This window comes from Candidatus Hecatella orcuttiae (assembly GCF_002009985.1).
GTDB classification, from domain to species: Archaea; Thermoproteota; Bathyarchaeia; order Hecatellales; family Hecatellaceae; genus Hecatella; species Hecatella orcuttiae.
Genome location: NZ_MTLX02000004.1, coordinates 1 through 1,772, shown reverse-complemented (window position 1 = coordinate 1,772; position 1,772 = coordinate 1). Strand labels below are relative to the sequence as shown.

Genomic DNA, 1,772 nt, shown 5'->3' with positions numbered 1-1,772 from the left:
AGGTTAGGTTAGCAAGTAGCTTTGTGAGGTTACATATTGACCTTGGCGACAGCCTGAAGGGTATGAGCAAAAATGCAAGGCGCAAGGCTCTGCGCCACGGGAAGCTATCGGAGACAGCGCAAAGCCGAATAAATCAGGCGGTCAGGCACTACCTAAATCATTAGCAAAAGACGCCTCACGGGAAGCCCCGAAAAAACGGAGCTGTCCCAGCAGTGGGGCGTCTTTTCCTTTTCAACTCCCCGACTTTCCAGGTCAGCACGGGGCTATCCTTGCGGGTAGCCCCTTTTAATTTGAGCTGGAGAGGAGGTGATAGAATGGGCGACAGTCTGGTAAAGGTTACCGACGCCGCTACCGGCGAGCTCAAGCGCTGGGAAACACCAAATGGCAAACCGATAGCGGCAAAGGAGAACGGCAACCTCGTTCTTACCAGGTTGGGCAAGCAGCTGGGCTTCAGGGTTTTCTCTAACTGCGTGCGCAAAGTGAGGTGAGAGTATTTGGAAAAGTGGCAGGAAGAGCTAGACGAAATTCTGGACGAAGCCCTCGCCAAGGAGCTTGGCACTCTGCTCTATCACCACTTCCAGCGGGTTACCGAGCCCAACAACGATGGAGTAACTGCCCTCAATCGCATCTTCGCCCGCCTGAGCCACCTGCCTCTTGAGGAGCTGTTGTGGCTCATATTCTGGCTGGGAGCTGCCTGGCAGAGGGCCGTGGACGAGCAGCAGGAGCTAGGAGCCCTCTAGTGACCCTCTACCACGGCGGGAATTATGTGAGAAACGGCAAGGATGTCGTCAACTGCATAAGGGACTCTAATTTTTCTCCCGGGAAAGGAGGTGAGACAGAGTGAGGACAAGTGAGACTTCAAGGGAGAAGCTGAGGCAGCTCTTTGAGTTTGCCTTCAGGGATGACCTGATGCTCCACTTCCGGACGACCCCCGTGGACAGTGACACCGCCATGGAGCTCGTGGACATCATCGGGCTATACAACAACTTTGACCCCGATAAGATAAAGGACGTCATGCGAGCGTTCCGCGGCCAGGTGTCCGGATACGAGATCGGGCGTGAATACAGCCCGGTGATCTACGTGTGGCTTCCCTACTGGACTCACCAGAGGGAGTATTCTGAGGAAACACACGGCAAGCGCATCCCTGAAGAGGAGCTCGAGGGACTTAGGCACAGTCTCTTCACCTGCTTCAAGCTGGCTCTAGCGGACGAAGCCAGCGAGGTTGCACCATCCAGGCTGCGCTTCTGGTGGGACTGAAACAGGCTGGAAAGGAGGTGAAGCATGGCTCGAATCTTCGTTTACGACGGACGGGAGTTCCCCGACCCGGACCCGAACCTCAGCCCGGACGAGGTCAGGAAGATGATGGCCGACTTCTTCCCCGAGCTGGCCAACGCCGAGGTCAGGGAGCACCAGAGGGGCGAGGACACCCTCTATGAGCTGGTGCGGAGAGTGGGGACAAAAGGATGAAGGCGAGCGACCTGATCAAGGTACTGAGAGAGCTGCCCGAATACCGGCTTCGGCTCATTGAGCTCGCCTGGAAGGTGACCAGAGGTGGCTCCATAGACCCCGGTCTGCTTGCCTTCCACAGCAAGGAGATAGCTGAAGCCATTGCCGAGGCTGAGGCCTACCGGGATGCGACAAGGGAGGCGGTGAGGTGCCTGATGGACCACTTTCAGTCCTAGCCGGGAGGCTGCGCCGCCTCGCCGTGCCCTCGCTTAGCTCGCTCATCGCTCAACTTGAGGGGGCCGAAGAATACCAGGAATTTGCCGCCC

Annotated in this window: 5 protein-coding genes; all 5 read left to right on the top strand. The window is 57.3% G+C overall.

What is annotated here, in order from left to right; all coding sequences use genetic code 11:
- The first annotated feature begins 314 nt into the window (after positions 1–314).
- The 5 genes from BWM17_RS02765 (at position 315) to BWM17_RS02745 (ending at position 1,682) form a co-directional block, all read left to right on the top strand.
- A complete protein-coding gene (locus tag BWM17_RS02765; RefSeq protein ID WP_309492396.1) occupies positions 315–488 on the top strand; it encodes a hypothetical protein in 174 nt (57 codons plus the stop codon).
- Positions 489–494: 6 nt separating this feature from the next.
- Positions 495–740: a hypothetical protein gene (locus BWM17_RS02760; RefSeq protein ID WP_309492395.1), complete on the top strand. Its 246-nt coding sequence runs from the start codon at positions 495–497 to the stop codon at positions 738–740.
- Positions 741–840: 100 nt separating this feature from the next.
- On the top strand, positions 841–1,257 hold the full coding sequence (locus BWM17_RS02755) for a hypothetical protein (RefSeq protein WP_309492394.1): 417 nt from the start codon (positions 841–843) through the stop codon (positions 1,255–1,257).
- 24 nt (positions 1,258–1,281) lie between these two features.
- Positions 1,282–1,467, top strand: coding sequence for a PRTRC system protein C (locus BWM17_RS02750; RefSeq protein WP_309492393.1), 186 nt, complete (start codon positions 1,282–1,284; stop codon positions 1,465–1,467).
- Entirely contained in the window at positions 1,464–1,682 is a 219-nt protein-coding gene (locus BWM17_RS02745; RefSeq protein ID WP_309492392.1) for a hypothetical protein, read from the top strand. Before BWM17_RS02750 ends, BWM17_RS02745 begins: the two co-directional genes overlap by 4 nt.
- The last annotated feature ends 90 nt before the right edge of the window (positions 1,683–1,772 follow it).